Annotated in this window: 22 protein-coding genes and 1 tRNA gene; 17 read left to right on the top strand and 6 right to left on the bottom strand. The window is 59.3% G+C overall.

Annotation, left to right across the window (positions count from 1 at the left end):
- Positions 1-17 precede the first annotated feature (17 nt).
- From ACOCLD_RS00235 to ACOCLD_RS00265, 7 genes are all read left to right on the top strand, one after another.
- Positions 18-1,289: a YeaH/YhbH family protein gene (locus ACOCLD_RS00235; protein ID WP_257779348.1), complete on the top strand. Its 1,272-nt coding sequence runs from the start codon at positions 18-20 to the stop codon at positions 1,287-1,289.
- Complete coding sequence (locus ACOCLD_RS00240; protein WP_422910393.1) at positions 1,286-2,854, top strand: SpoVR family protein; 1,569 nt, start codon at positions 1,286-1,288, stop codon at positions 2,852-2,854. The genes ACOCLD_RS00235 and ACOCLD_RS00240 overlap by 4 nt, the downstream gene beginning before the upstream one ends.
- Before the next feature lie 61 nt (positions 2,855-2,915).
- Positions 2,916-3,428, top strand: coding sequence for a hypothetical protein (locus tag ACOCLD_RS00245; RefSeq protein ID WP_422910394.1), 513 nt, complete (start codon positions 2,916-2,918; stop codon positions 3,426-3,428).
- A 110-nt stretch (positions 3,429-3,538) separates the two neighbouring features.
- Positions 3,539-4,771: a multifunctional CCA addition/repair protein gene (locus tag ACOCLD_RS00250; RefSeq protein WP_422910395.1), complete on the top strand. Its 1,233-nt coding sequence runs from the start codon at positions 3,539-3,541 to the stop codon at positions 4,769-4,771.
- A 202-nt stretch (positions 4,772-4,973) separates the two neighbouring features.
- Entirely contained in the window at positions 4,974-5,516 is a 543-nt protein-coding gene (locus tag ACOCLD_RS00255) for a YfiR family protein (protein WP_422911742.1), read from the top strand.
- Complete coding sequence (locus ACOCLD_RS00260; protein ID WP_422910396.1) at positions 5,513-6,772, top strand: diguanylate cyclase domain-containing protein; 1,260 nt, start codon at positions 5,513-5,515, stop codon at positions 6,770-6,772. Before ACOCLD_RS00255 ends, ACOCLD_RS00260 begins: the two co-directional genes overlap by 4 nt.
- Before the next feature lie 15 nt (positions 6,773-6,787).
- Positions 6,788-7,273 (top strand): OmpA family protein, encoded by a 486-nt coding sequence (locus ACOCLD_RS00265; RefSeq protein WP_422910397.1) that lies wholly within the window; start codon positions 6,788-6,790, stop codon positions 7,271-7,273.
- On the opposite strand, the gene folK is transcribed toward ACOCLD_RS00265, so the two are convergent.
- Entirely contained in the window at positions 7,274-7,813 is a 540-nt protein-coding gene (gene folK, locus ACOCLD_RS00270) for a 2-amino-4-hydroxy-6-hydroxymethyldihydropteridine diphosphokinase (RefSeq protein ID WP_422910398.1), read from the bottom strand.
- Entirely contained in the window at positions 7,804-8,160 is a 357-nt protein-coding gene (gene folB / locus ACOCLD_RS00275; protein ID WP_233685271.1) for a dihydroneopterin aldolase, read from the bottom strand. The genes folK and folB overlap by 10 nt, the downstream gene beginning before the upstream one ends.
- Before the next feature lie 73 nt (positions 8,161-8,233).
- On the opposite strand from folB, the gene plsY reads away from it, so the two are divergent.
- Entirely contained in the window at positions 8,234-8,803 is a 570-nt protein-coding gene (plsY, locus tag ACOCLD_RS00280) for a glycerol-3-phosphate 1-O-acyltransferase PlsY (protein WP_422910399.1), read from the top strand.
- A 34-nt stretch (positions 8,804-8,837) separates the two neighbouring features.
- On the opposite strand, the gene tsaD is transcribed toward plsY, so the two are convergent.
- Entirely contained in the window at positions 8,838-9,863 is a 1,026-nt protein-coding gene (tsaD, locus tag ACOCLD_RS00285) for a tRNA (adenosine(37)-N6)-threonylcarbamoyltransferase complex transferase subunit TsaD (protein ID WP_422910400.1), read from the bottom strand.
- A 204-nt stretch (positions 9,864-10,067) separates the two neighbouring features.
- Between tsaD and rpsU the strand changes: the two genes are divergently transcribed.
- The 6 genes from rpsU (at position 10,068) to ACOCLD_RS00315 (ending at position 19,467) form a co-directional block, all read left to right on the top strand.
- Positions 10,068-10,283: a 30S ribosomal protein S21 gene (gene rpsU / locus ACOCLD_RS00290; RefSeq protein WP_003296736.1), complete on the top strand. Its 216-nt coding sequence runs from the start codon at positions 10,068-10,070 to the stop codon at positions 10,281-10,283.
- A gap of 165 nt (positions 10,284-10,448) precedes the next feature.
- Positions 10,449-12,425 carry a DNA primase gene (dnaG, locus tag ACOCLD_RS00295; RefSeq protein WP_422910401.1) on the top strand — a complete coding sequence of 659 codons (1,977 nt, stop codon included), beginning with the start codon at positions 10,449-10,451 and terminating at the stop codon, positions 12,423-12,425.
- Positions 12,426-12,492: 67 nt separating this feature from the next.
- Positions 12,493-14,340, top strand: a complete 1,848-nt coding sequence (rpoD, locus tag ACOCLD_RS00300; protein ID WP_422910402.1) for an RNA polymerase sigma factor RpoD — start codon at positions 12,493-12,495, stop codon at positions 14,338-14,340.
- A gap of 105 nt (positions 14,341-14,445) precedes the next feature.
- Positions 14,446-18,180 (top strand): bifunctional diguanylate cyclase/phosphodiesterase, encoded by a 3,735-nt coding sequence (locus ACOCLD_RS00305; RefSeq protein WP_422910403.1) that lies wholly within the window; start codon positions 14,446-14,448, stop codon positions 18,178-18,180.
- Positions 18,181-18,195: 15 nt separating this feature from the next.
- Positions 18,196-18,272, top strand: a tRNA-Ile gene (locus ACOCLD_RS00310).
- A 127-nt stretch (positions 18,273-18,399) separates the two neighbouring features.
- Positions 18,400-19,467, top strand: a complete 1,068-nt coding sequence (locus tag ACOCLD_RS00315; protein ID WP_422910404.1) for a tyrosine-type recombinase/integrase — start codon at positions 18,400-18,402, stop codon at positions 19,465-19,467.
- Between the two features lie 93 nt (positions 19,468-19,560).
- Here the strand turns inward: ACOCLD_RS00315 and ACOCLD_RS00320 are convergent, their stop codons facing one another.
- A complete protein-coding gene (locus ACOCLD_RS00320; protein ID WP_422910405.1) occupies positions 19,561-20,745 on the bottom strand; it encodes a MarR family transcriptional regulator in 1,185 nt (394 codons plus the stop codon).
- A 252-nt stretch (positions 20,746-20,997) separates the two neighbouring features.
- Between ACOCLD_RS00320 and ACOCLD_RS00325 the strand changes: the two genes are divergently transcribed.
- Together ACOCLD_RS00325 and trfA are read left to right on the top strand one after the other, a co-directional pair.
- The gene (locus tag ACOCLD_RS00325; protein ID WP_422911743.1) at positions 20,998-21,216 is read left to right on the top strand and encodes a DNA-binding protein; all 219 of its coding nucleotides are present in this window, start codon (positions 20,998-21,000) and stop codon (positions 21,214-21,216) included.
- 9 nt (positions 21,217-21,225) lie between these two features.
- Positions 21,226-22,107 (top strand): plasmid replication initiator TrfA, encoded by an 882-nt coding sequence (gene trfA, locus ACOCLD_RS00330; protein ID WP_422910406.1) that lies wholly within the window; start codon positions 21,226-21,228, stop codon positions 22,105-22,107.
- A 937-nt stretch (positions 22,108-23,044) separates the two neighbouring features.
- Here trfA and ACOCLD_RS00335 read toward each other — a convergent pair.
- Complete coding sequence (locus ACOCLD_RS00335) at positions 23,045-23,365, bottom strand: hypothetical protein (RefSeq protein WP_422910407.1); 321 nt, start codon at positions 23,363-23,365, stop codon at positions 23,045-23,047.
- Positions 23,366-23,644: a hypothetical protein gene (locus ACOCLD_RS00340; protein ID WP_422910408.1), complete on the bottom strand. Its 279-nt coding sequence runs from the start codon at positions 23,642-23,644 to the stop codon at positions 23,366-23,368.
- Between the two features lie 469 nt (positions 23,645-24,113).
- On the opposite strand from ACOCLD_RS00340, the gene ACOCLD_RS00345 reads away from it, so the two are divergent.
- Positions 24,114-24,296 (top strand): helix-turn-helix transcriptional regulator, encoded by a 183-nt coding sequence (locus tag ACOCLD_RS00345; protein WP_422910409.1) that lies wholly within the window; start codon positions 24,114-24,116, stop codon positions 24,294-24,296.
- The last annotated feature ends 251 nt before the right edge of the window (positions 24,297-24,547 follow it).

Below are 24,547 nucleotides of genomic sequence, written 5' to 3' on the forward strand. Positions count from 1 at the left end.
GTGCACGGAGGGCAGTTATGAGCCATGTGATCGACCGCCGCCTGAACGGCAAGAACAAGAGCACGGTAAACCGCCAGCGTTTCCTGCGGCGCTACCGTGACCACATCAAGAAGGCCGTAGAAGAAGCGGTCAGCCGCCGCTCCATCACCGATATGGAGCACGGCGAACAGATCAGTATCCCCGGTCGCGATATCGACGAGCCGGTATTGCACCACGGCCGCGGTGGTCGCCAGACCACCGTGCACCCCGGCAACCGCGAATTCACTACAGGCGAAAAAATTGCCCGCCCGCAAGGCGGTGGCGGCGGACAAGGCGCAGGCAAGGCCAGCAACTCCGGCGAAGGCATGGACGAGTTCGTCTTCCAGATCACTCAGGAGGAATTCCTCGACTTCATGTTCGAGGATTTAGAACTGCCCAATCTGATCAAGCGCCACCTGACCGGCAGCGACACCTTCAAGAATGTGCGAGCCGGTATCAGCAATGAAGGCAACCCGTCGCGCATCAATATCGTGCGCACCCTGCGTTCGGCCCATGCAAGGCGCATTGCCCTGTCCGGCAGCAGCCGCAACAAGCTCAAAAGCGCCCAGGCCGAACTGGAGCGCCTGAAACTGGAACAGCCAGACAACCTCAGCGATATCCAGGCACTCGAAGAAGAAGTCAGCAAACTGCGTGCGCGAATCAAGCGCGTGCCCTTCCTCGATACCTTCGACCTCAAATACAACCTGCTGGTCAAGCAACCCAACCCCAGCTCGAAAGCGGTGATGTTCTGCCTGATGGACGTGTCTGGCTCGATGACCCAATCGACCAAGGACATCGCCAAACGCTTCTTTATCCTGCTGTACCTGTTCCTCAAACGGAACTACGACAAGATCGAGGTGGTGTTTATCCGTCACCACACCAGTGCCCGCGAAGTGGACGAGCAGGAGTTTTTCTACTCGCGCGAAACCGGCGGCACCATCGTCTCCAGTGCGCTCAAGCTGATGCAGGAGATCATGGCCGAGCGCTACCCGATCAACGAATGGAATATCTACGCCGCCCAGGCGTCGGATGGCGACAACTGGAACGATGACTCGCCAATCTGCCGGGATATATTGATCAAGCAGATCATGCCGTTCGTGCAGTACTTCACCTACGTCGAGATAACCCCGCGCGAGCACCAGGCGCTGTGGTTCGAGTACGAGCAGGTCAGCGAGGCGTTCGCCGACACCTTTGCCCAACAGCAGCTGGTCTCGGCCGGCGATATCTACCCGGTATTCCGCGACCTGTTCCAGCGGAGGCTCGTGACATGAGCAACAGCAAAGACAAGAAGCGCCAACCGATTTCCACTGGCTCGGAATGGACCTTTGAACTGATCCGTCAGTACGACCGGGAGATCGCGCGCATCGCCGAGCGCTATGCGCTGGACACCTACCCCAACCAGATCGAAGTGATTACCGCCGAGCAAATGATGGATGCCTACGCCTCGGTCGGCATGCCACTGGGTTATCACCACTGGTCCTACGGCAAGCACTTCCTCAGCACTGAAAAAGGCTACAAGCGCGGGCAGATGGGCCTGGCCTACGAGATCGTGATCAACTCCGACCCATGCATCGCCTACCTGATGGAAGAAAACACCATCTGCATGCAGGCCCTGGTGATTGCCCATGCCTGCTACGGGCACAACAGCTTCTTCAAGGGCAACTACCTGTTTCGCACCTGGACCGACGCCAGTTCGATCATTGATTACCTGGTGTTCGCCAAGCAGTACATCATGCAGTGCGAGGAGCGCCACGGCATCGACGCGGTGGAAGACCTGCTCGACTCCTGCCACGCCCTGATGAACTACGGCGTCGACCGCTACAAACGTCCCTACCCGATCTCCGCCGAAGAGGAACGGCGGCGCATGAAGGATCGTGAAGAACACCTGCAGAAGCAGATCAACGACCTCTGGCGCACCATCCCGAAAAGCGCCAGCAAGGGCGACAGCAAAGACAGCAAGCGTTTCCCTGTCGAACCGCAGGAGAACATTCTGTACTTTCTGGAGAAACACGCGCCGCTACTGGAGCCCTGGCAGCGCGAGATCATTCGCATCGTGCGCAAGATCGCCCAGTACTTCTATCCGCAGCGCCAGACCCAGGTAATGAACGAAGGCTGGGCGACCTTCTGGCACTACACTCTGATGAACGACCTATACGACGAAGGCCTGGTCACCGACGGCTTTATGATGGAGTTTCTGCAGTCGCACACCAGCGTGGTCTATCAGCCGCCGTTCGACAGCCCCTACTACAGCGGCATCAACCCCTATGCCCTGGGTTTCGCCATGTACCGCGACATCCGCCGCATCTGCGAAGAACCCACCGAAGAAGATCGTCGCTGGTTCCCCGACATTGCCGGCAGCGACTGGCTAAGCACCCTGAAGTTCGCCATGACCAGCTTCAAGGATGAGAGTTTTATCCTGCAGTACCTGTCACCCAAGGTGATCCGCGACCTCAAGCTGTTCAGCATTCTCGACGACGACCAGAAGGACGAACTGTACGTCCCTGCTATCCATGACGAGCCCGGCTATCGCAGCATCCGCGAAACTCTGGCAGCGCAGTACAACCTGGGCAACCGCGAACCCAACGTGCAGATCTGGAGCATCGATCGGCGCGGCGACCGCTCACTGACCCTGCGCCATCAGCAGCATGACCGCAAACCGCTGGGCAACTCGACCGAGGAAGTGCTCAAGCACCTGCATCGTCTGTGGGGCTTCAACATCCACCTGGAGATCTATCAGGGTGACCAATTGATCACCACCCAACACGTCCCACCGCAAAACGACAGTACACAAGACTCCGACTACCCACGCCTCGATCTGATGATTCCGCCCATTTGATCGGTTGCGCACCCCCATGCCGAACACCAGCATGCGCAGCAGAGCAACCGGGAGTCTGCTGATGCGCCTGTTTACCGTGTTATTGCTGTGCCTGGCCCTTGCCACATGCAGCAGCCAGCCGCCTCGCGTCCAGGTACTGACACCCGCCAGTACCGAACTGACGGGCAAACACAGCTTCAGCCTGATCGCCGCCGATCAGGCGCTACAGGGCGAAGTGCCCTTTGCCGAGCGCTACGAACAGCTTGAGCAACTGCTGCGCGAAGGCCTGAGCAACCGCGGTTACCAAGCCAGCCCGAGAGCAGAAATTCAGGTCTATTACTGGCTGGCCGTGCAGGACAGCCCGCTGGATTTCAAGGTCGACACCGCCCCACCCACCTCGCTCGGCCCCTACCAGGCTATTCATCGCCTGCGCGATGAAACCGGCACCCTGCGCTTGCGCCTGACTACTCCGGCGCAGGTCATTCTCTGGGAAGGTCTGATCAGTACGGGACTAAGCCCGGCCAAGGACAGCGCCGAACTGCTCGAGCGCGCCACCCAAGCGCTGTTGCAGCAAATTCCTATGGCCAGCCCGTAGCCGCGATGCGATCTGGGGGAATACCTCTCCTCAGAACGCAATCAAGCCCAGGCACTAACCGGACAATTCCGGCATCCAGCCGTTATGCTCTGCACAACGGAGGATGAGCCATGCAGATTTACAAAGTGGGCGGCGCTGTGCGCGACCGCCTGTTGGGCCGCGAGGTCAGCGAGATCGACTGGGTCGTGGTCGGCGCCAGCGCCGAACAGATGCTTGAGTTGGGCTACCGTCCGGTCGGCGCAGACTTCCCGGTGTTCCTGCACCCGCAGACCGGCGAGGAATACGCCCTGGCCCGCACCGAGCGCAAGAACGGGCGCGGTTACGGCGGTTTCACCTTCTTCGCCAGCCCGGAAGTCACCCTGGAAGAGGACCTGATCCGACGCGACCTGACCGTCAATGCCATGGCTGAGGACGACCACGGCACATTGACCGATCCCTACGGCGGCCAACACGACCTCGCAGCCCGATTGCTGCGCCATGTGTCTCCGGCCTTCGCCGAAGACCCATTGCGCGTGCTGCGCGTCGCCCGTTTTGCCGCCCGCTACGCGCCTATGGGTTTTAGCGTGGCCGCAGAAACCATGGCACTGATGCGTGAGCTGAGCGAATCCGGCGAACTCACGGCACTGACGCCGGAACGCAGCTGGAAGGAAATATCCCGCGCGCTGATGGAACCGCGCCCGGATGTATTTATTCAGGTGCTGCGCGACTGCGGCGCGCTGCGCGTTCTGCTGCCGGAAGTCGACGTGCTGTTCGGCATCCCACAGCCACCGGCCCATCACCCGGAAATCGACACCGGCGTGCATGTGCTCAGCGTGTTGCGCCAGTGCGCCGAACACCAACAACCGCTGACGGTGCGCTGGGCCTGCCTGCTGCATGATGTCGGCAAGGGCCTTACCCCCGAGGCCGAGTGGCCACGCCACATCGCCCATGAACACAAGGGTCTGAAACTGATCCGGGCAATCAACCAGCGCTGCAAAGCGCCCAAGGACTGTCAGGAGCTGGCGCTACAGGTCGGTGAATTCCACACCCACGGCCACCGCGCCCTGGAGCTCAAGCCCTCGACTCTGCTCAAGCTGCTGCAAGGTTTCGACGTATTTCGCCGCCCGCAGCGCTTTGAAGAATTTATCGCCGCCTGCGAAATGGATGCCCGCGGCCGCCTCGGCCTGGAACAACGCGAATATCCGCAAGCCGACTACCTGCGTGCGGCCATGCACGCCGCCCGAGCAGTGGCCGTGCAACCACTTCTGGCCCGTGGCCTGCAGGGCGCCGAACTGGGCAATGCCCTGCAGGAAGAACGTCTGCAGGCAGTGCGGCAATTCTGCCTGGCACACCCGCGAACATAGCGTTCCGCGCTACACACTGTTAGGCTGGAGCCCTTGCAGCACTAGGCCTCCAGCCAAATTACGCATAATTTTTGACGCCAAAATCTAAGCGTATGCGCTTTACTCAACAAGAGCCTGCTTGTGCACCCAACCCGTACAGCACACAAGCACCGAACAGGCCACGCCGGAGACCTTCACTTTGTACCTGACCCGTATTCTGTTTATGCGCACACCTCGACACCTGCTCTGTAGTGTACTGCTCGCATTCCTGCCGGTACTGGCTCGCGCCGAAGCGGCCACACCGGACAGTGCCACCCTGCGCGCCAATCAGGTTGCCCATGTGGTCCACGGCATCCTCAGCTATGCCCGCTGGCCCCAGCAGCACGACACCCTGCGCCTGTGTGTGATTGCACCGACCGAATACGCCGACTTGCTGTGGCAGAACCACGAATTGGAGTCGCGCCAGCCAGTACAGGCCAAGCGCCTGCTGGTTGACAGTCCATTACTGGAAACAGACTGCGAAGCCGTCTATCTCGGCGTGATCGAGGACAGCCAACGGATTGCCCTGTTCAACCGCCTGGTCGGCAAACCAATCCTGACCATCAGCGAGACCAACCAGGCCTGCAGCGAAGGCAGCCTGTTCTGCCTGGGCATCAGCGATGAGCATGTCGGCTTCAAGGTCAACCTCGATGCCGTCGCACGCAGCGGCATCCGCATTCACCCCAACGTACTGCAATTGGGCAGGCGCGCAGGGCCGCAGCCATGAACCGCAGAAAGCCGCAAGCCGCCCAACAGCGCCCTAGCCTGCGCCGCCTCTTGCATCACGCCCACCTGCGCGTGGCCCTGCTGGCCATGGGTCTGACCAGCCTGTCGCTAACCCTGGTCAGCCTGCTGGCGCTGAGCACCTATGCCGGCCACAACCTGCAACTGATTGCCCGCTCCCTGGCCTACACCCTGGAAGCCGCCGTGGTGTTCAACGACCGGGCGGCGGTACGCGATGCCCTGGAACAGATCTGCAAGACCGAAGAAATCGCCCAGGTGGCGGTCTTTGATAAAGACGGCGAGTTGCTCGCCAGCCTCGACACGCCCAACAACACCGTACTCAACAGCGCCGAACAATCGATCGCCCGCCTGCTACTGCCCGACATGGTGATCCAACCCATCATCTACCAGGGTCAACAGATCGGCGCTCTTCACCTCAGCGGCCAAGGCACCACCCTGCTGCGCTTCCTGATCGGCGGCCTGCTCGGCCTGTTGGCCAGCCTGGCGCTCAGCGCCCTGGGCGCGACCTACGGTTCCAAACGCATCCAGCGCGCCATCACCGGCCCACTGCGCAACTTGTCCGAGGTGGCGCACAGCATTTCCGTGGACCGCACATTCAACCAGCGCGTGCCGGCCACCCATATCGCCGACCTCAACGAACTGGCCGAAGACTTCAACGCCCTGCTCGATCAACTCGAAGCCTGGCAGCACCAACTGGAACGCGAAAACGCCTCGCTGGCGCACCAGGCCAGCCACGACGCACTAACCGGCCTGCCCAACCGCGCCTTCTTCGAATCTCGCCTGCTCGGCGCCATGCGTGAAGCACGCGATAGCCAGACGCAGATGGCCGTGCTGTTTCTCGACAGTAACCGCTTCAAGGAAATCAACGACCAACTCGGCCACGCCGCCGGCGATGCCGTGCTGATCGCCATTGCCCAGCGTCTGCGTGCGCAACTGCGCGAAGGCGATACCGTCGCCCGCCTGGGCGGCGATGAATTCGCCGTGCTGCTCAAACCCATTCATCACGAAGACGATGCCGTGCTGATTGCCGACAAGATCATCGACAGCATGCACGCCCCCATCGCCCTGCCCGAGGGCGGCAGCATCACCACCTCCCTGAGCATCGGCATCGCGCTGTACCCAGAGCATGCCGACAACCCCGAAGCGTTGGTGCATGAGGCGGATGTCGCCATGTACCACGCCAAACGCAGCCAGGGCGGACGCACCATGGCCAAAAGCCAGGACTCACTGCCCCAGTAAACAAGGAGCTTCACTTTGCGCAGCTTATTGCGATTGATCTTTATCAGCGTGCTCGGCGCGGCACTCCTCAGCGGTTGCCAGAGCACACCCAAGGGGCTCAGCGCCGAACAGGTCGCCCTGCTCAAGAGCCACGGATTCCAGTGGACTGAGGACGGCTGGGAACTGGGACTTTCCGGCAAGGTGCTGTTCGATACCGACTCCGAGGTAGTATCCAGTGCCAGCACCATACAATTGACGAAAATCACCCAGGCGCTGCTTGGCGTAGGCATTCAGCAGGTACGCCTGGAAGGCCACACCGATAACGTCGGCCAGCCGGCCTACAACGAACAGTTGTCGCTGCGCCGGGCCAAGACAGTGGCGGCCGTGATGCAGGGTGCAGGAATGGATGCGCGACTGATTACCACCCGCGGCCTCGGGCAGAGCAAGCCAATTGCCGACAACAATAGCGCCGAAGGACGCAGCGAAAACCGCCGCGTGGCGATTATCGTCAGCACACCCTGATCAGGTTCTGGCGGGGAACTCGGCACACAGCGCGGGCGGCGTCAGTTGCTGCTCACGCCAGGTGAACGCCACCGGCCACAACTGCTGGTCAATCTGCGCCGCCTGCCACAGCTCGGCAAAGCTGCGCTGCTGCGCCGGGTGCAGGGTATCTGGCACCAGCAGAGCCAGCGGCCAGAGAACGAAGGCGTTTTTCAGAATTTCCGCACGCGGCAGGATCAAGCCATCGAAATTGCCGACCAGATTGCCGTACAGCAGCACGTCGATATCCAGCGGCAGACCCTTGCGTTCAGGCGCATAGCGGCCGTTATCGGCTTCGATAAATTTCAGCCGGCGGTCCAGCTCACCCAGTGGCAACTCGCTGTAGCCGGCCACCACCAGATTGAAGAACGGCCCGCTCTTGATGCCGACCGCCTGGCTTTCGAACACCGGCGAGCAGCGCATCTCGCTGAGCAGCCCGGCGAGCGCCTCCAGGCCGGCGCACAGGTGCGCCTCACGGCCGATATTGCTGCCCAGGCCAAGCAGAACGGGAGTTAGCGACATCCGCGCTCAATCTCCACGCCCACCCCACCACTGGCCGCCGGCACGGCGCCGGGCTTGGTCAGCTTGAGTCGCACCCAGGGGATCTGAAACTCAGCCATTAGCAACTCAACCAGTCGCTCGGCAAAGGTTTCCACCAGAATGAACTGCGATTCGCTGGCAAACGCCTGGATACGTTGCGAGACGCGGGCGTAATCCAGCGCCTTGTCCAGGTCATCACCCGCAGCAGCTGGGCGGTTGTCCCAGCCCAGGTACAGATCCAGACGCAGGCACTGGCGAATGGTGCGCTCCCAGTCGTAGGCACCAATCACCGTGTCGACTTCCAGACCCTCAATAAAAACTGTGTCCAAGCACGCTCTCCGTGGCACGACAAGGCTGCCGCACCTAGTTAGAATCAGGGCTCCCTCGCCCGGAATGGATACCATGTTTTGGCTGTTGGCGACCCTCGCCTACCTGCTCGGCTCGCTGTCATTCGCCATTCTGCTCAGCCGCCTGGCCGGCGGACCGGATCCGCGCGCCAGTGGCTCGGGTAATCCCGGCGCCACCAACATGCTGCGCGTCGCAGGCAAACGCCTGGCCATCCTCACGCTGCTCGGCGATCTGTGCAAAGGCCTATTGCCAGTGCTGGCCGCCAACCTGCTCGGCCTCGACGTTCAACAGCAGACCTGGATCGGCCTCGCCGCCGTGATCGGCCATCTCTACCCGGTGTATTTTCGCTTCCAGGGCGGCAAGGGTGTGGCCACTGCCGCCGGCATGCTGCTCGGCCTCTACCCGCCGGCCGCCCTGCTGGCACTCGCTGCCTGGGCCCTGACCTTCGCACTGACCCGTACCAGCTCGCTGGCCTCACTAATTGCCACGCCGCTGACCCTGCCACTGCTGGCCTGGCAGCAACCAGCAGCCTTACTGCCGATGTGCGCCCTCACCGGGCTGATCGTCTGGCGCCATCGCGGCAATTTACGCGATCTGTTCGCCGGCCGTGAGCGGCATTTCTAACGCTTAACCTGAATCTGGCTCATCATGCCACCGCTTATAGCGCTTGCAGTTGCTCCATCGGCCAGCGCGCCTGCACCTTGATCGCCAGATCTTCGTGCTGCCCCGCCAGCAAACGCTGACAGCCGGCATAAGCGATCATCGCGCCGTTATCCGTGCAAAACGCCGGCCGCGCATAAAACACCGCCCCCTTCAACTCGGCGAGCATCTGCTCCAGCGCCTGACGCAGCGCCTTGTTGGCGCTCACACCACCAGCAATCACCAGGTTATTCAGGCCAGTCTGCTTGAGCGCACGCTTGCATTTGATGGTCAGGGTCTCGACCACCGCCTGCTGGAATGCCAGGGCGATATCACAACGGGTCTGCTCGGAGCGATCCCCTTCAGCCTGGCACTGCTGCCAGGTATTCAAGGTAAAGGTCTTCAGACCACTGAAGCTGAATTCCAGCCCCGGTCGATCAGTCATCGGTCGGGGGAACTTGAAGCGCCCCGGCGTGCCATTCAGCGCCAACCGAGCGATCTCCGGGCCACCGGGGTACTGCAGGCCCATCAGTTTGGCCGTTTTGTCGAAAGCCTCGCCTGCCGCATCATCCAGGGACTCGCCGAGCAGTTGGTACTGGCCAATGCCATCCACACGCACCAGCTGGGTATGCCCGCCTGAAACCAGCAAAGCGACGAACGGAAAGGCTGGCGGTTGCTCTTCCAACATCGGCGCCAGCAGGTGGCCTTCCATATGGTGCACACCGAGCGCCGGGATACCCCAGGCAAATGCCAACGCCTGGGCGCAAGAAGCGCCAACCAGCAACGCACCGACCAGGCCAGGGCCTGCGGTGTAGGCGATTGCGTCGATGTCAGCCTTGTCCTTGCCCGCCTCGTCGAGCACCTGACGGATCAACGGCAGCATGCGTTTGACGTGGTCGCGCGAGGCCAATTCGGGCACCACGCCACCATAGATACGGTGCAGATCGATCTGACTGAACAGCGCGTCCGCCAGCAGGCCGCGCTCGCTGTCATACAGCGCGACACCGGTTTCGTCGCAGGAGGTTTCCAATCCCAGAACCAGCATGGGCAGTGCCTTGTAGTAGTGTGTGCAACTTCGAAGGCGCGCATGATAATGGCCGCTGGCGCGAGCCGGCCAGCGCTTTTCGATCAGAGGCTTTGCATTCCTCGCGATGAGGCGGTAACATCCGCAACCCTTAAAAACCTACGTTCTCCAGCGCCAAATGCCAGGAGCAACGTTACCCCCGGTAATAAAGAAGGTACGCCCTGGATGCCAGCCGTCAAAGTTAAAGAGAACGAACCCTTCGACGTAGCTCTGCGTCGTTTCAAGCGCTCCTGCGAAAAAGCCGGTGTTCTGGCTGAAGTTCGCAGCCGTGAATTCTACGAAAAGCCGACTTCCGAGCGTAAGCGCAAAGCAGCTGCTGCTGTTAAGCGTCACGCCAAGAAAGTGCAGCGCGAGCAGCGCCGCAGCGTTCGCCTGTACTAAGCAGCGGGCTCACGCCCACACGCTAGTTACACGCGCACTGCCTGATACCCGGCTTCGGCCGGGTTTCGCTTTTAGACTCCGCGCCACCCTCGGGTGACGATCGGAGTCTTTTAGTTTTTGCCCTGACCTGTTCTGCCCCAACGCATAACAGTATTCTGAGCGCCTATGGCCGGCCTGATCCCACAGTCTTTTATCGATGACCTGCTCAACCGCACCGACATCGTCGACGTGGTCGCTTCGCGCATCCAGCTGAAAAAGGCCGGCAAGAACTACACCGCCTGCTGCCCCTTCCACAAAGAAAAAACCCCCTCGTTCAGCGTCAGCCCGGATAAGCAGTTCTATTACTGCTTTGGCTGCGGCGCCGGCGGCAACGCCCTAGGGTTTGTCATGGACCACGACCAACTGGATTTTCTCCAGGCAGTCGAGGACCTGGCCAAACGCGCCGGTATGGAAATACCGCGCGAGGAAGGCACGCGCAGCAACAAGCCGCGCCAGCCAACCGACTCACCGCTCTACCCACTGCTGACCGCCGCCACCGAGTTCTACAAACAAGCACTGAAAAGCCACCCACAGCGTAAAGCGGCGATTGAATACCTTAAAGGTCGCGGCCTGTCCGGTGAGATCGCCCGCGACTTCGGCATGGGCTTCGCGCCACCCGGCTGGGACAACCTTCTCAAACAGCTTGGTGGCGACAGCCTGCAACAGAAGGCCATGATCGACGCTGGCCTGCTGATCGAAAACGCCGAAACCAAACGGGTTTACGACCGCTTCCGCGACCGCATTATGTTCCCGATTCGCGACAGCAGAGGCCGCGTGATTGCCTTTGGCGGCCGGGTACTGGGCGACGAGAAACCGAAATACCTGAACTCACCGGAAACCCCGGTTTTCCATAAAGGTCAGGAACTGTACGGCCTGTTCGAGGCACGCAAACATAACCGCGACCTCGACGAGATCATGGTGGTCGAAGGCTACATGGACGTCATTGCCCTGGCCCAACAGGGCCTGCGCAACGCCGTGGCCACCCTTGGCACCGCCACCAGTGAAGAACACCTCAAGCGCCTGTTCCGCCTCGTGCCCAGCGTATTGTTCTGCTTTGACGGCGACGCCGCCGGACGCAACGCCGCCTGGCGCGCCCTTGAAGCCACCCTGCCGAACCTGCAAGACGGCCGCCGCGCGCGCTTCCTGTTTCTGCCCGACGGCGAAGACCCCGACACCCTGGTGCGCAGCGAAGGCACTGATGCCTTCCGCGCACGGATCAACCAGCACGCCCAACCCCTGGCCGACTACTTCTTCCAGCAACTCAGCGAAGAAGCCGACCCGCGCTCTCTGGAAGGTAAAGCGCACCTGATGACCCTCGCCGCACCGCTGATCGACAAGATCCCCGGCAACAACCTGCGCACTCTGATGCGCCAGCGCCTGAGCGAGATTACCGGCCTGTCCGGCGAAGCCCTGCAACAAATGGCACCCAGCGCACGCAGTAGCCAGTCCAACCACAACAGCGCACCACCGAGCGATCACCCGAACTACGCCGACATCCCCGACAGCGCCTATTACGATGTCGAGCCACACAACAACGAATACGAAAACCCCAGCCCTGCGCCGACCTTCGAGCGCAACCAAAGCAAGAGCAGCCGAAATTACGACGGAGGTAAGCGAGGCAAAAAAGGCTCGGGGGACTTTACCCCGCGCGCACCGCGCACCGCCGTCAGCGTCGAATCGCCGCACCTGAGCGCCCTGCGCACCCTGCTGCACCACCCGCAACTGGCGCAGAAGGTTGAGGATGTCAGCCACTTTGCCGCCGAAGACGACACCTACGCCCAGCTACTGGTCGCCCTGCTCGGCGCCCTGCAAAAGAACCCCAGACTGCGCTCGCTGCAACTGATTGCACGCTGGCACGGCACGGAACAGGGCCGCCTGCTGCGCGCCCTGGCAGAAAAGGAATGGCTGATTTCGGCCGACAACCTTGAACAACAGTTTTTCGACACTATAACTAGTCTTGTAGCCCGCCAACGCGAGCGCAGCCTGGAACATTTGCTGCGCAAAGCCCGTCAAAGCGAGTTGAGCGCAGAAGAGAAAGATCAGCTGCGCAGCTTGCTGAGCCGTAATGCATCACCGGTAATCCCGAGTCCAACTGGCGCTTAGGGGTGTTACTCGGGTATAATCCGCGGCTTGTTTTTTGCCCGCCAAGACCTTCAGTGGATAGGGTGTTATGTCCGGAAAAGCGCAACAGCAGTCTCGTTTGAAAGAATTGATCAGCCGCGGTCGTGAGCAGGGTTACCTGACTTACGCGGAGGTCAATGACCACTTGCCGGAGGATATTTCCGATCCGGAACAGGTGGAAGATATCATCCGCATGATCAACGACATGGGGATCAACGTATTCGAGAGTGCTCCGGATGCGGACGCCCTGTTGTTGGCGGAAGCCGACACCGACGAAGCAGCCGCTGAAGAAGCCGCTGCCGCACTCGCGGCCGTTGAAACCGATATCGGCCGCACCACCGACCCCGTGCGCATGTACATGCGTGAAATGGGCACCGTGGAACTGCTGACCCGTGAAGGCGAAATTGAAATCGCCAAACGCATCGAGGAAGGCATCCGCGAAGTCATGGGTGCAGTGGCTCACTTCCCAGGCACTGTCGACAGCATTCTCGCCGAGTACAACCGCGTCACCACCGAAGGTGGTCGTCTGGTTGAAGTCCTTAGCGGCTATATCGACCCGGATGACGGCAGCGTACCCGCCGAAGCCGCAGCTCCTGTTCCGGCCAGCGACGGTGATGCCGCCGACGACAAGGACGATGACGAGGAAGACGGCGACAGCGACGACGAGGAAGAAGAAGGCGACGGCGGTCCGGATCCAGAAGAGGCCCTGCGCCGCTTCACCGCGATTGGCGAAGCCCTTGAACTCGCCAAGAAGGCCCTGAAAAAGCACGGCCGCAACAGCAAGCAAGGCAATGCCGCGCTGAAAGACATGGCCGAGCTGTTCATGCCGATCAAGCTCGTACCTAAACAGTACGATGCACTGGTCGTGCGTGTGCGCAGCTCCCTGGAGCGCCTGCGCGCTCAGGAACGCGCCATCATGCAACTCTGCGTACGTGATGCCCGCATGCCGCGCGCCGACTTCCTGCGCTTGTTCCCTGGCAATGAAGTTGACCAGACCTGGGCCGAGCAACTGGCCAAGGGCAAGGCCAAGTACGCCGAAGCCATTGGTAACCTGCAAGCCGACATCCAGCGTTGCCAGCAAAAGCTGTCTGCCCTGGAAGCCGAGTGCGAACTGAGCCTGGCTGAAATCAAGGACATCAACCGTCGCATGTCGATCGGCGAGGCCAAGGCCCGTCGCGCGAAGAAAGAGATGGTTGAAGCGAACCTGCGTCTGGTGATCTCGATTGCCAAGAAGTACACCAACCGTGGCCTGCAGTTCCTCGACTTGATTCAGGAAGGCAACATCGGCTTGATGAAGGCGGTGGACAAGTTCGAATACCGTCGCGGCTACAAGTTCTCGACCTATGCCACCTGGTGGATTCGTCAGGCGATCACTCGCTCGATCGCCGACCAGGCGCGCACCATCCGTATTCCGGTGCACATGATCGAGACGATCAACAAGCTCAACCGTATTTCCCGGCAGATGCTGCAGGAAATGGGTCGCGAACCGACCCCGGAAGAGCTGGGCGAGCGCATGGAAATGCCTGAGGACAAGATCCGCAAGGTACTGAAGATCGCCAAAGAGCCGATCTCCATGGAAACCCCGATCGGCGACGACGAAGACTCGCATCTGGGCGACTTCATCGAGGACAGCACCATGCAATCGCCGATCGACGTGGCGACCGTGGAAAGCCTCAAGGAAGCCACCCGCGAAGTACTCTCCGGCCTCACTGCACGTGAAGCCAAGGTACTGCGCATGCGCTTCGGCATCGACATGAATACCGATCACACCCTTGAGGAAGTTGGTAAGCAGTTCGATGTAACCCGCGAGCGGATTCGTCAGATCGAAGCCAAGGCGCTGCGCAAGCTGCGCCACCCGACGAGAAGCGAGCACCTGCGCTCCTTCCTCGACGAGTAACACCAGAACCCCCGGCCCTGTCGGGGGTTTTGCATTATGGCCACCTACCCAGGCCGGCAGGGCAGGTCTACACTTTTCCCACTGCCCATAAGAACGAGCCCGCCCATGTCGCGTGTTTCGGCCACTCTCCTGTTGTGTCTGGCTTGCTGGTCCCTGCCTGCAATCAGCCTGGAACTGACTGCCGAGGAGCAGGCATGGCTGGCGGCTCACCCTGAGCTTAGCCTGGGGGTCGATCACAACTGGCCGCCTTATGAGTTCATCGACGACAACGAACGCTATCAGGGCCTTGCCGCCGACTACATCGCCCTGCTCGAACAGCGCTTAGCGATCACCCTGCGCCCCGCCCCCGCCCGCAACTGGAGTGAAGTGCTGGCCGATGCCAGAACCGGCAAGGTGCAGCTGCTGCCCAGCCTGATGGCCACGCCGGAACGCCGCCAGTACCTGACGTTCACCCGCCCCTACCTGGATTTCCCGATTGTCATCCTGAGCCAGGAGCAAGGCCCGCAACCGCGCAAACTACGCGAATTGCAGGGCCTGCGGGTGGCCGTGGTCGACAGCTATGCCACCCACGAACTGCTGCGCGAGAAGCACCCCGACCTGCGCCTCTGGCCACGCCCCAATGTGGCCGCCGCATTGCAGGCCCTGGCCGCCGGTCAGGCTGACGTCATGGTGGGTGATCTGGCTTCCAGTGTCTGGCACCTGCGCCAGCTCAAACTCGACGGCATCGTTATAAGTGGGCAAACCCCCTACCGCTACCAACTGGCCATGGCCGTACCCAAGGATCAGGGCACCCTGGCCGGGATCATCGACAAACTGCTAGGCGAGCTTACGCCCACTGAGATTGCCGAGATCGAACAGCGCTGGATGGGTGACCCTATTGATCAGCGGCCCTTCTGGCGCAGCCTGCTGCTGTTCGGCCTGCCCGGGTTGCTGGCAGCCCTGCTGATCATTTTCAGCATCCTGCGCATCAATCATCGCCTGCGCAGCGAAATGAATCGTCGCGCCACACTGGAAGATGAGCTGCGCAACAGCGAACAACACTATCGCGGCCTGGTGGAAAGCCTCAACGCCGTTGCCTGGCAGATGGACTTGCTCGACTACCGTTTCACCTACGTCGCTCCCCAGGCGGAAAAACTGCTCGGTTACCCCGCACAGGACTGGCTGCAGCCGGGATTTATCGAGCGTGTCCTGCACCCCGATGACGCCCGCCGCACCCTCGACTATTGCCGCAGCGAAACCGAGGCTGGCCGCGACCACAGCATGGACTACCGCATGCTGGCCACCGATGGCCGTGAAGTCTGGGTGCGCGACATCATCACCCTGTCGCCTGCAAACGGCAGGCAAATGCTGCGTGGCCTGCTGATCGACATCACCGAAACCAAACGCACCGAGCAAGCCCTGGCCCTGTCCGAGCAGAAGTTCGCCTCGGTGTTCCACAACTGCCCGGACATTATCGCCCTGCTCAACGCACAGGATGGTCGCCTGCTGGCCATCAACAGCACCTTCGAGCAGCAGTTCGGCATAAGTGCCAACGAGGCCATCGGCCGCACCACCTCGGAGCTGGACCTGTGGATCGAGCAAGGCAGCGGCCCGCGTATTCTGCAACGGCTACTTGTGGGCAACTCGCACAATATCGAAGGCACCTTCCGCCGCCGCGATGGCAGCCAGTTCACGGCACTGATCTCTGCGCAGAAAGTCACCCTGGATAACAACAGCACCCTGGTCGTCGCCGCCCGCGACATCAGCGAACTGAAGGACACCCAGCAGCGTCTGCAACTCTCAGAAGACAAATTCGCCAAAGCCTTCCACGCCTCCCCTGACGGGCTGCTGATCACCCGCCTCAGCGATGGCCGGCTGCTCGACGTCAACGAAGGATTCAGCCGCATCACCGGCTACAGCATGGATGAAGCCACCGACAGTTCAACCCTGCAACTGGGCATCTGGGCCAATCCGGATGACCGCGTGCAGATGATTGCCCAGGTGCAACAGCATGGCTACGTGAAGGACTTCCGCGCCCTGATCCGCACCCGAAGCGGCAGCATGCGCACCTGTGAAATGTCAGTGCAGCCGATCCCCATCGAAGGCGAAACCTGCATGCTGACCATCGCCCGCGACGTCACCGAACGCGAGCAGATGCAGGAACATCTGCAACAGGCCGCCACCGTCTTCGAAAGCACCGCCGAAGGCGTAATGATCACCGACCTGCAGCAGCGCATCACTGCAGTCAACCGCGCCTTCACCACCATCACGGGCTATAGCGAAGCTGAAGCCCTCGGTCAATCACCGCGCCTGCTGGCCTCCGGCAACCACGACAGCGCTTTCTACGCCGCCATGTGGCACAACCTCAGCGCCTCGGGCCACTGGCAAGGTGAGATCTGGAACAAACGCAAGAACGGCGAGCTGTACCCCGAATGGCTGACCATTAGCGCGGTGCGCGACAGCAGCGAACACATCACCCACTTTGTCGGGGTCTTCGCAGACATCAGCTCGCTCAAGCACGCCCAGGCACGCCTGGATCACCAGGCCCACCACGATCCACTCACCGGCCTGCCCAACCGCACCCTGTTCGAAACCCGCCTGCGCGCCGCCATCGAAGATGCCTTGCTCGACCAGCGCATGGGCGCCGTGCTGTTTATCGACCTCGACCGCTTCAAGCACATCAATGACAGCCTCGGTCACCCGGTCGGCGACCAACTGCTCAAGAGCATCGCCGAACGCCTCAAGGCCCACCTGCGTGACATCGACACCGTAGCGCGCCTGGGCGGTGACGAATTCATCATCCTGCTGCCCGGCCTGCAGCAAAAAGACGATGCCGAGTTGGTCGCCCATAAACTGCTCGATTGCTTCAACCAGCCCTTCCAGTTCGACGAACAGGAACTGTTTATCAGCGCCAGCATCGGCATCAGTCGCTACCCTGAAGACGGTCAGGATGTCGCCACTCTGGTGAAGAACGCCGACGCCGCCATGTACCGTTCCAAGGCGCGTGGTCGCAACCGCGTGGAGCCCTACACCCGCGACCTGACCTTCCAGGCCACCGAACGCATGGCCCTGGAACGTGAACTGCGCCGCGCCATCGAGCAGGAACAGCTGCTGCTTTACTACCAACCCAAACGCTGCCTGCGCAGCAACCGCCTGATTGGCGCTGAAGCCCTGGTGCGCTGGCACCATCCACTGTTCGGCGAAATTCCGCCAGACCGCTTTATCCCGCTGGCAGAAGAAACCGGTCTGATCATAGCCCTCGGCGACTGGGTGCTGCGCCAGGCCTGCTGGCAGATGCAACAGTGGCGGCAGCAACACGCGCCCTTCGGCCCGCTGTCGGTCAACCTCACCGGCGTACAACTGCGCCAACCGCACCTGCTGGTACGCATCTCCAGCCTGCTGGAAGAACACCACCTACCGGCCGAGTTGTTGCAATTGGAAATTACCGAAAGCTTCATCATGAATCAGGCCGAAGAAGCCCTGAACCTGCTGCACCAGCTCAAACACCTCGGCATCCAGTTGGCCATTGACGACTTCGGCACCGGCTACTCTTCCCTCAGCTACCTAAAACGCCTGCCAGTCGACACCCTGAAAATCGACCAATCCTTCGTCCGCGGCTTGCCCAATGACAGCAACGACGTCGCCATCGTGCGCGCCATCATCGCCCTGGGCCGCAGCATGCAGCTGACCGTCATCGCCGAAGGCGTGGAAACCAAAGCCCAGGAACTGTTCCTCGCAGCCGAAGGCTGCGAACAGATCCAAGGCTTCGTCATCAGCCGCGCGATCCATGCGGACGCCTTCGCACAAAACTTCCTCACCCCGCGCCATTCGGTTGGCGCTGCCGAGAAGGCACCGGTATAATCCGCCCGCCCCTGAGGGCCCATAGCTCAGTTGGTTAGAGCAGAGGACTCATAATCCTTTGGTCCACGGTTCGAGTCCGTGTGGGCCCACCAACTCTAAAGCCGCGCATTGCGCGGCTTTTTCATGCCCGCAAGAAATACAGCTAGACCAGCCCTATAGTCCAAAGGTACAAATTCAGTACAGTGCCGGTACAGCGGCACGCTTTTGGAGTAGGAAAAAATGGCCACCATCGTCAAAACGGATGCCGGCACCTGGAAGGCTTTGGTACGCAAAACAGGCTGGCCAACCAACACCAAAACCTTCCGCACCAAGCGCGATGCCGAAGACTGGGCGCGCCGCACCGAAGACGAAATGGTCAGGGGTGTGTACATCCAACGCAGCGGCTCCGAGCGCATGACTTTGGAAATGGCACTGAAACGCTACCTGAGCGAAATCAGCCCAACCAAGAAGCCGACTACCCAGCGCGCCGAAGCCACCAAGGCCCAACAGCTGATCAGCCACCTGGGCAAATACTCCATGGCCGCCCTCTCCGCTGAAATCATCGCCAGCTACCGTGATACGCGCCTGGCCTCGATCACCAATCGCGGCAAGCCCACCAGCAACAACACCGTGCGCCTGGAGCTGGCCTTGCTAAGCCACCTGTTCACCGTGGCAATTCAGGAGTGGGGCCTGGGCCTGAGTTTCAATCCGGTACTGAACATCCGCAAACCAAGCCCCGGCGAAGGTCGCGACCGTCGCTTGTCTGCAGAGGAAGAACGCCGCCTGCTGACCGCCGTAAACAATCACAGCAACCCCATGCTCGGCTGGATCGTCCGCATCGCCCTGGAAACCGGCATGCGCTCATCCGAGATCACATCCCTGCGCAGACACCAGGTCGACATGAAAAAACGCGTGGTGCGCCTCTCAGACACCAAGAACGACAGCGCACGCACCGTCCCACTCAGCAAATGGGCCACAGAAACTTTCCAGGCAGCGCTGAACAACCCGATACGCCCGATTGACTGCGACCTGGTGTTCTTTGGTGAGCCAGGCAAAACCGGCAAGCGCGGCCCCTACGCCTTCACCAAGACTTGGGGTTTGCTGAAAACCAAGCTGGGTATGCCTGATCTGCGCTTCCACGATCTGCGCCATGAGGCGGTAAGCCGATTGGTCGAGGGCGGACTATCCGATCAAGAGGTGTCCGCCATCAGCGGCCATAAGTCGATGCAGATGCTCAAGCGCTATACCCATCTGCGAGCGGAGGATCTAGTCAGCAAGTTGGACCAACTGGACACCAGGCAATCCTGACGTCATCGCCAGCCCTTAACAGCTCAAGCCACTTTTCTCCCGGCTGAAAATCCGCCGGGACAAAAGCGGCTACCGCCAGAAAAGCCCCCAGGACTAACTGTCGTCAATCAGGCGAGTAAGGCCATCTACCGTGCTTTTGCTGAGCCCTACAGCTTTTGCGATGGCCGCGATTGGAAGTCCACGCCTCAACCCACCTCGAATTTCGTCCAAAACTCGCGCCGGCACCTGTGCCTCGCCGGTTATCGGATTAAGGTAGCAACCCGCATGATGAACATTCATAAATGACTCAAGACTCTTTTTGGCCTTTGAAATGGCCTGGCGTGAAATCCCCAGACGCCTGGCCATTTCTGACTGGCTCAAGCCTTCCCGGTACATGAGCCAGACCTTCTCACGCAAACCCAGCCCTTTTTCCTCCTTGGGGTTAATGGCATGAAGCCCCGAATGCACCTGGTCATAAGCCAGTTTTCTAAGTTCCTGCGTATCCGGTGAGCTGGGCGGCTGTAAATTGAATGCGTAGTCAGACACTCGCCCGCGAAAAATAGTATCAAGGTGGCGCTGAAAGGCAGCTTTGTAGCGGAGGTCTGCATGGTATTGCGCTGTACCCGGCATATGTAGTGAGCAGTATCGGTTGCTATGCCGTCCAGCCTTGATTCTTTCTCGCGAGCGCTGCCGATCATCAAGAGTTAAACGCCTTATCTCTGCCAGCCGCACCGAGCGAACCGTCAGCCGCCAGCACAGCTCGCAATAATGTTCGTCCCAAGAACCAGTCTGATCGTCCCGTACGTTCTCGTATCCAAGGTGGGACGCGGTACGAGTTGGCCTGAAGCGCCTCAGCAAAGGAATCAGCTCATACGTAATCAGATCAAACGTATCGAGCATCTCGCTATTTTCGTTAGTGCGCGGGCCAAGGTTCTGCAGTACACAGCGAAAATTCATCTCCCAAAAGCCAATATTCTCAAGTTGCCAAGCTATGGGAAGCATGCTCGAAGGCTTGCTTCGCCTCCTAGACGACTTTTTGAAGTCCCACCCATCACCCAAGGGTCTACGCGGGACTTCAGGCTGTAGATGTGGCGATTGGCAGTTTTTCAGCATCTGCTCTGCCCAGCCTGCATCCAGCTCAGCCCAAGCTTTGGAGTAGGCTGGATCTGTAGTGCCATTGGGTATGGCACAAACAGAAGGAGCATATTTACCCATTTCAGAAAGTCGGCAGCCCATAAGCAACTCCCGACTCCATTCACCCTTGAACCCCGCCAGAGATTCAGAAAACGCATCATCCATGTTTCGTCGAACTGCCGACCAAACGGAATATCGCCTAGAGGTGAGACTCGATGACGCTGACAGCTCGGTTAAAAGCCGCTCATAACCAGCAATCAACTGACGGGAGCAGGCCTTGTAACCATGAGCCGCTTCAACCAGCTGACTGAAGTCATCCGTGTATGGCATGTCAACCTAAAAGTTAAACATTCAACCCATAGTCTAACCGTATTTATCCGTAACGTTCCATTCAACAACCTTAATGAGGGAATGGACGTGACAACTGAAGAATTGATCCTGAACAGGACTGGCGGCTCTCCTTTACTGTCTCTGGCACAAGTGGCCGAAATCCTTCACAGGAGTCCTGACGGGCTGCGCATCACCCTGTCAGGCGACAATGAAATCGCCCGAAGTCTAAAACCATGCAGGATCAAGATCGGTCGCCGCGTTTACTTCCGCGTCGCCGGTATCGCACGCTTTATTGACGAAGCTTAAGAGCTGCCCGTGTCGACCCTAGCAGCACTGACACGACTGGAAGAATCGTTTTCCAATCGCCCGGTCAAACAACCAATAGAGCAAAGCAATGCCCGCCAGCTTGAGATACAGCTGACTAACTGGCCAGATGGTGTGAGGGGCGTGCCAAATATCACGCTACGCTCAGCGATATTTAGCTCCAGCCGATCCAGCTGCCACACGTATTTGCAACGCGCCGAAATTTATAGCCAACGCCCAACACAGATTCGATATACCGGGCCGCGACTGGATCAAGGCGACCTGGATGTTTGGATCGCGCTGCTGCATATCGCGCGTCGAAAAATGATGGGGAAATCCTTCAAGACCAGTGCGTACGAGCTTCTGAAACAACAAGGCAAGACCGACGCCGGCAACAACAGGAAAACGCTCTACAAACGGCTTTTTCGCCTCGCCGCTGCCACACTTGAGATAAGCGCAACACGATATTCCTACACTGGCGGGCTGGTTGACTCGATCTACAGGGACGAAATCACGCACGAGCTGGTCATCTCCCTTAACCCCGAGCTAAGCAAGCTGTTTGGGCCAAACGAATTCACCCTCGTTGACTGGTCTATTCGTCGAAGCCTGAACGCCAAGCCGCTTGCTCAATGGTTGCACGGATTTTTATCCAGCCACGCCGAACCGCTCCCTATGCCAGTAGACACAATCATGATGATGGCCGGCAGTCATGACACATCTACATCCAGCCGGGAACAAAACCTACGCAGAGCACTGACTGCCTTGCAGCTCGCCAGCAACCTGCATGAGCAACCATTCAGCTACGAGATCTGTGGCGGCCACCTACACATCAAGAGAAAACCAAGCAATAGCCAATCCCGGCACTTGGGTAGGAAGCAATGCAAGGCCAAATAGAACGGAAAATAGATACCGTACCGTTGGCTACAAAGTACCGTACCGTTGGCTAGGCAGTACCGTACTGTCGGCTAGGAATTACCGTACTGTTGGCTAGAAAATACCGTACTGTTGGCTAAGTTATCCACAGCCCGAATCAGCTGCAGGCCGCGCCGTTTCTGACTCGCGGACAGAAAACGCAACGCCTTAATCTAATTAATCATTTTAATCTAACGGCCGAACGATCAGCGAAATGCAATTCAGCCACAAATGAGTCCAACCGAAGACGGCAACAACCTACACGCCTGATGAAACATCGCCGCCACTACCTATTATTTTCGCGAGCTCTGCCATGACACAGATGTCGTACAGGCCCGGAAGGCAATGGCAGTAGTTGATCGAACGCACTCAGAGAAGTCACACACGTACGCCCTGGCGTGCTGGGCGTCGATGCTCTGGGGAATAGTCACACGGCAAAAGATTGCAATGACCAAGCCGGCCCCACCCATGAGTAGTCACTGTGTAGCGGAAAAACCAAGGAATTTAGCCAATGAATCCCGTACTAACTAACATACCTGCTTCAGAGCGCCCAGAAACGCCCTGCACGAGCTGCCAACAAGGAATCTGGTACATAGGTAGCGGGCAGGCCTCTGAAAGCGCGCTGATAGCCTTCTGCTGCGTTCTAGGCCAACAGGTTTACAACAGCAATGACGATGAACGAACGGTGCAGATGTGTTCTACCTTTGAGCCAGACGATGAATAGCTCAGCACAGCTGAACTGCAGCCCACTCAACAGCCGCAATCCGTCCCCCACTAGCCTTTATCACTTCCTGATCAGAGGCGGCTATCAGTGCAGTGCTGCGAAGCGGGCGCTGTGCAGGTAGCCGCCAAACAAGCGAAGCGCGTTAGTGATGTCCAAACGCTCATCCTGACCTGGCGACCTCACTTGCTGTGGGCATCAGCCCATATCCCAAATCATGATGCCTAGCTCAGCATCGGGCGGGCATTGGTCGATGCGCTCCTGGAGCATTTCGGGCGTGAAGTGGATCGAGTATCGGGGTTTTCTATTCGCAGGCAGGATGGGCAGCAGATCACGCGCCAGCCCCCTGTACAGGCTTGGGAAGTAGTCAGAGCGCGTCTGCGTGAGTTTTCCATCCTTCATCAGGTCGTCTAACACGTCGCCCCAACGGTGCAGGGAGCCTTCCCACGTAGCCAGGGTATTTTCCGCGTTTCGCTCTTCTTCGTCCGGGTTCCGGTAGACCGTTATCCAAAAACTCATTCAACCCTCCACTTGGGGAACCTGCTGCCGCAATGGTGGCGACAGGTGGCCGAATTCACGCACTTCATTAAGCAAGTTGGAAAAGTAGCGCTTGCTCATTTTCATGCCGTCCTGCTCAAACGCTGCGAGGATTTCTTCTTGCGCTACCCCTGCCGCTACCAATTCCAGAATCTGCTTTAGATTCCGTTGGAAATAGTCGCGCTTGTGACCGAAATACTGGCCGGTTTCCAGTTGTGCTCGATGTTTTTCTAGTAATGCCCGAAGGTGGGGATTTGTCATAACCGAACCCTGATTACTGCTATGTATAAGACATACATTAGCACCACAAAAGAACAGAAAAGACATACATCTGCACATTAATGCAACATAACAGCCCCCAACAAGACACATATAGGCCACACATAAGCCCCTAAAAAGCAACACAAATGCACAGAAAAGGAACTAGTGCTTTTTTGCAAATAGGCACGTCATGGAATGTATACATTCCCGCGCCAAAGGAGATCCTTTGAAACCCTGAAAAGACGCCTCTACGAGTCGAACAGCCAGCAGGGCTTTAATCTAGTGAGCATCGAGAGGCAAAAATGAGCACCCAACTTGCTCCTTTTCTTCAGCCACAGATAACCCAGCAACACCGCATCACGGCAAGCCGCGCCGATGACCGCGGCCGTAAGAGGAATTTGCGAATGCCGATGCACAACCCGTCCCGCCTGGCGAAGCGTTACGTGAAGACGTGCTGCCGGCCTTGGGTATGACCGAAGCAGAATTCGCTAAACACCTCGGATATCCTGTCGAGCGACTTGCTGCCGCACTGAACGGCTGCAACCCGATCAGCACCGGTCTTGCTCAATGCCTGGAGCAGGCCGGACTGGGTATGGCCAGTATCTGGCTGGCAGAACAGGCCGCTTACGACCTGTGGCACAAGCAACAGTAGAGCCCCCCCTACACAAACCACTGCAGCCCCATTTTCGCGTCGCAACAATCTTTGGTTATGCCCATATTTTCGCCACGCGAAAAAACACATTGCGACAAAAAGCACCACGACCAGCACCGTTGGAACAAGGAAAGAACGCGACCGAATGCCTGCCGAAGAGTTATGGACCAAGCTCCCAAACGCCTAGGTCTCTGGCTTTTTCGCATTACGGAAGCGCCTTCCTTTATCATCCCGAACATCGTGTACGGGGT

It is taken from the genome of Pseudomonas cimarronensis, assembly GCF_049331905.1.
Lineage (GTDB): Bacteria > Pseudomonadota > Gammaproteobacteria > Pseudomonadales > Pseudomonadaceae > Aquipseudomonas.

Excerpts from the sequence above, each read along its gene's own strand:
- rpsU (WP_003296736.1), top strand. The coding sequence starts at position 10,068 with ATGCCAGCCGTCAAAGTTAAAGAGAACGAACCCTTCGACGTAGCTCTG.
- ACOCLD_RS00305 (WP_422910403.1), top strand. The coding sequence starts at position 14,446 with ATGTCGCGTGTTTCGGCCACTCTCCTGTTGTGTCTGGCTTGCTGGTCC.
- ACOCLD_RS00345 (WP_422910409.1), top strand. The coding sequence starts at position 24,114 with ATGACCGAAGCAGAATTCGCTAAACACCTCGGATATCCTGTCGAGCGA.
- rpoD (WP_422910402.1), top strand. The coding sequence starts at position 12,493 with ATGTCCGGAAAAGCGCAACAGCAGTCTCGTTTGAAAGAATTGATCAGC.
- dnaG (WP_422910401.1), top strand. The coding sequence starts at position 10,449 with ATGGCCGGCCTGATCCCACAGTCTTTTATCGATGACCTGCTCAACCGC.
- folK (WP_422910398.1), bottom strand. The coding sequence starts at position 7,813 with ATGTCGCTAACTCCCGTTCTGCTTGGCCTGGGCAGCAATATCGGCCGT.
- ACOCLD_RS00320 (WP_422910405.1), bottom strand. The coding sequence starts at position 20,745 with ATGGATGATGCGTTTTCTGAATCTCTGGCGGGGTTCAAGGGTGAATGG.
- ACOCLD_RS00250 (WP_422910395.1), top strand. The coding sequence starts at position 3,539 with ATGCAGATTTACAAAGTGGGCGGCGCTGTGCGCGACCGCCTGTTGGGC.
- ACOCLD_RS00340 (WP_422910408.1), bottom strand. The coding sequence starts at position 23,644 with ATGACAAATCCCCACCTTCGGGCATTACTAGAAAAACATCGAGCACAA.
- tsaD (WP_422910400.1), bottom strand. The coding sequence starts at position 9,863 with ATGCTGGTTCTGGGATTGGAAACCTCCTGCGACGAAACCGGTGTCGCG.
- ACOCLD_RS00260 (WP_422910396.1), top strand. The coding sequence starts at position 5,513 with ATGAACCGCAGAAAGCCGCAAGCCGCCCAACAGCGCCCTAGCCTGCGC.
- ACOCLD_RS00335 (WP_422910407.1), bottom strand. The coding sequence starts at position 23,365 with ATGAGTTTTTGGATAACGGTCTACCGGAACCCGGACGAAGAAGAGCGA.
- ACOCLD_RS00235 (WP_257779348.1), top strand. The coding sequence starts at position 18 with ATGAGCCATGTGATCGACCGCCGCCTGAACGGCAAGAACAAGAGCACG.
- ACOCLD_RS00245 (WP_422910394.1), top strand. The coding sequence starts at position 2,916 with ATGCGCCTGTTTACCGTGTTATTGCTGTGCCTGGCCCTTGCCACATGC.
- ACOCLD_RS00315 (WP_422910404.1), top strand. The coding sequence starts at position 18,400 with ATGGCCACCATCGTCAAAACGGATGCCGGCACCTGGAAGGCTTTGGTA.
- plsY (WP_422910399.1), top strand. The coding sequence starts at position 8,234 with ATGTTTTGGCTGTTGGCGACCCTCGCCTACCTGCTCGGCTCGCTGTCA.
- ACOCLD_RS00240 (WP_422910393.1), top strand. The coding sequence starts at position 1,286 with ATGAGCAACAGCAAAGACAAGAAGCGCCAACCGATTTCCACTGGCTCG.
- ACOCLD_RS00255 (WP_422911742.1), top strand. The coding sequence starts at position 4,974 with ATGCGCACACCTCGACACCTGCTCTGTAGTGTACTGCTCGCATTCCTG.